The organism is Streptosporangium sp. NPDC023615 (assembly GCF_040640155.1).
Classification (GTDB): domain Bacteria; phylum Actinomycetota; class Actinomycetes; order Streptosporangiales; family Streptosporangiaceae; genus Streptosporangium.
The window spans coordinates 40,423-43,944 of record NZ_JBFABE010000065.1 but is presented as its reverse complement, the minus strand read 5'-3'; the positions used below and the strand labels follow the sequence as shown (position 1 = coordinate 43,944).

At 72.9% G+C, this 3,522-nt stretch carries 2 protein-coding genes; one reads left to right on the top strand and one right to left on the bottom strand.

All coding sequences use genetic code 11. From position 1 onward, the window contains the following. Window positions 1-93: 93 nt before the first annotated feature. Complete coding sequence (locus AB0G16_RS31455; RefSeq protein WP_362813191.1) at window positions 94-1,788, bottom strand: glycosyl hydrolase family 8; 1,695 nt, start codon at window positions 1,786-1,788, stop codon at window positions 94-96. 183 nt (window positions 1,789-1,971) lie between these two features. On the opposite strand from AB0G16_RS31455, the gene AB0G16_RS31450 reads away from it, so the two are divergent. Continuing rightward, complete coding sequence (locus tag AB0G16_RS31450) at window positions 1,972-3,495, top strand: amidohydrolase family protein (RefSeq protein WP_362813188.1); 1,524 nt, start codon at window positions 1,972-1,974, stop codon at window positions 3,493-3,495. Window positions 3,496-3,522: the final 27 nt, after the last annotated feature.

The following is a 3,522-nucleotide window of genomic DNA, read 5'->3' as shown; positions in this document are numbered from 1 at the left end:
GGTATGCGTATGATCGCGAACCCCATCCTGGCCGGAAGCCTGCTGCTGGTTCTGGCGTCCCCGGACGGGGGCCGCACCCGCGCGCGTAACGGGTCAGGGCACCCAGTGGTTGCCGGTCACGGTGATCATGACCTGGAGCTGGATGCTGGTCGAGTAGTAGTCGTTCGCCGTGAACGGGGTGTTGACCATCTTGTTCCACAGCGCGTCCAGCCACGCCTGGCTGCCCGGGTCGGTCATCGCCGCCACCGCGAACGGGGCGAAGTGGGCCGGTGCGCTGCCGCCGGAGATCCGGGTGCCGTCGAGCGCGTAGCCGATCCCGATGTTGTCCGGGTTCCCGCCGGTCTTGGCCTTGATCCAGGTGTTCAGCTTGCGCGCGGCCGCCAGCGACCTGGAGTCACCGCTGGTCACCGCGTCGTTGCCGATCCGCCAGGGGTCGCGGCAGGCGTTCCACCAGTACCTGCCGTCGTTGGCGGACTCCAGCACCTGCCCCGGGGCGGGCCTGGGGGTGGTGTCGGTGTTCACCACGAAGTCGGCCAGCAGGCCGGTGTTCGGGGCGTGGGTGGCCTGCTGGGAGGCGATCAGGTTCTGGTGGTTGACGCGGACGGTGTCCCAGGTCGTGTCGCCGGTGGCCTTCCGGAACGCCCGGAAGTGGTCGATCATCCAGTCCGACGAGCGGCTGATCCAGTAGTACTGGTCGCCCGCGCTGCTCCAGTCGCCCAGCTTCATCAGCTTGGTGGTCGGGTTGACCTCACCGGCCTTGATCGCGTTGATGTGGTCGATCGCGAGCTTCCTGTAGTCGTACGTGCCCGAGCTGCCCCACTGCCGGTCGGCCAGGAGCAGGCCGTAGGCGACGTCCAGGTCGCCGTCGGTGGCCGAGTCGCCGCCGTTGACGCTCTGGCAGGCGGCGTTCTGCTCGGCGGCGAGCAGGCCGGGGGTGATCGACGACGGGTGGGCCAGCACGTACTTCACCAGACCGTCGAAGATCTTCTTCGCGTCGGGGTCGGCGCCGGCCATCGTGGCGGTGATGACCATGCCGTAGCCCTGCGCCTCGGCCACGTACGGGTGGTCGGCGTCGGGGGAGATGATCTGGTACCAGCCGTTGCCGCAGTTCTGCTTGACGAAGGCGGCCTTCCAGGCCCGGTAGTAGTCGATCACCTTCTGGTCGAGCGCCGCCACCTGACCGCTCGGCCGCAGCGTCCCGGGCGCGTACGGGATCCTGTGGGAGCCGAACGGCACGGCCGGGCCGCCCGGGGGCGGGGTGACCGTCGGCGTCGGCGTGGCGCCGCCCCGGGTGCCGTAGACCTCCATCTCGTACAGCGAGTAGCCGTAGGGGGTGCCGCGGGACAGGCCGTACATCCGCACGTAGCGGCCGGTGCCCGAGAGCGTCAGGTCGTCGGTGCCTCCGTTGCCGGTGGTGGTCGCGTAGACCTGCGTCCAGGCCGAGCCGTCGGGGGAGACCTCGATCCGGTACGAGGTGGCGTACGCGGCCTCCCAGAGCAGCCGGACCCTGGAGACGGAGGCCGAGGCGCCGAGGTCGACGCGGAGCCACTCGGGGTCGTGGCGCTCGGCCGAGGCCCAGCGGGTGGCGGCCGACCCGTCGAAGGCGGCGGCCGGGAGCAGCGTGCCGTCCTCGTTCGAGGACGAGGTGGCCGGGCGGCCCTGCGAGAGCAGGGAGTCGGCCGCGAGGCCGGGCGGGGCCACCAGGACGAACACCGATGCGATCAGTGCCGACGCCAGGGTGAGGACGAGGACGGTCGAGGGGTGTCGGAGACGCGGTCTCGCATGCACAGGGGGTGCCCTCTCTGCGATCATCTAGTTAGGAAAGGTTCCTAACTAGCGAAAGATGCCACCATTCCTACCACCCATCGTCAAGGGGTGAAAGGCGCGGATTCCGGGCGAGAGCGATGCGCTCACGGCCGGGAACGCCACGTTCCGCTGTGCCGGGTACCCGCCGGGTGATTGAATCCCGGCATGTCGTTCGACGTGTTGATCAGTGGTGGCCTGGTGCTGGACGGCACCGGGGCCCCCGCCCACCGGGCCGACGTCGGGGTCACCGGGGACCGGATCACCGCCGTGGGCCGCCTCGACGGGGCCGAGGCCGCGGCCGTGGTCGACGCCACCGGACGCCACGTGATGCCCGGCCTGGTCGACTGCCACGTCCACGGCGACGCCCTGGTCCTCGACCCGGCCGTGCAGCTCGCCGCCCTCCGCCAGGGGGTGACCACGTTCGTGCTCGGCCAGGACGGGCTCTCCTACGCGCCCTGCGCCACCCCGGAGACCTTCGCCTACGTCACCCGGTACTTCGCCGCGATCAACGGCTCCCACCCCCTCGCCGACGGGCCGCTCGGCGTCGCGGAACTGCTCGCGGGCTACGACAGGGCGACCGCGCTGAACACCGCCTACCTGCTGCCGCACGGCACGATCCGGCACGACGTGATGGGCGCCGCCGAACGCGCCGCCACCGCCGGGGAGCTGACCGCCATGCTGGCCCGCGTCGAGCGCGGCCTGTCGGAGGGGGCCGTCGGCCTGTCCAGCGGCCTGGAGTACGCCCCGGGCCGCTACGCCGACGCCGCCGAGATCGCCGCCCTCTGCGCCCCGCTGGACCACCTGCCGTACGTGACGCACATGCGCGGGTACGGCGCGGCGGCCCCGGAGGGGATGGCCGAGGTGGCCGACATCGCCCGGCGCTCGGGCGCGGCCGTGCACGTCTCGCACTACCACGGCCCGGCCGCCACGCTGCTGCCGCTGGTCGACGAGGCCCGCCTGCGGGGGCTGGACGTCACCTTCGACACCTACCCCTACCTGCGCGGCAGCACGATCCTGGCGATGCTCGCGCTGCCCGGGTGGATCCCGGCCGCCGACACCGACCGCGCGCTGGAGACGCTGGAGTCCCGGCCGATCGACTGGGACGAGACGCTCTGGCCCAGGATCACCTTCGCGCACGTGCCCGGCTCCGAGTGGGCCGAGGGGCTGACCCTGCCCGAGGCCGCCGCCGGGGCGGGGCTGGAGCCGGGCGAGTTCTGCCGCCGGATCCTGATCGACACCCGGCTGGAGGCCGGATGCGTGGTGGCCCGCCCCGACGAGGGCGCGGACGGCGAGGAGTCGGTCCGCGCGATCCTGCGCCACCCGGCCCACACCGGCGGCTCCGACGGCATCTACGTGGGCGGCCACCCGCACCCCCGCGCGTACGGGGCGTTCGCCCGGATGCTCGGCCACCACGTGCGCGAGACCGGCGACTGGACCCTGGAACAGGCCGTCGTCCACCTCGCCTCGCACCCGGCCCGCCGCTTCGGCCTGCGCGACCGCGGTCTCGTCCGCCCCGGCCAGGTCGCCGACCTGGCCGTCCTGGACGCCGGGACGGTCACCGACCTGGCGACCTACGCCGCGCCGCGCACCCTGGCGACGGGCGTCGGCGACGTCCTGGTCCGCGGGGTGCCGGTCCTGGCCGGGGGTCTGCTCACCGGGGCCACCCCGGGCAGGGCACTGCGCCCCTGAGACCCGTCCCCGCCGCATCCGTGCGGC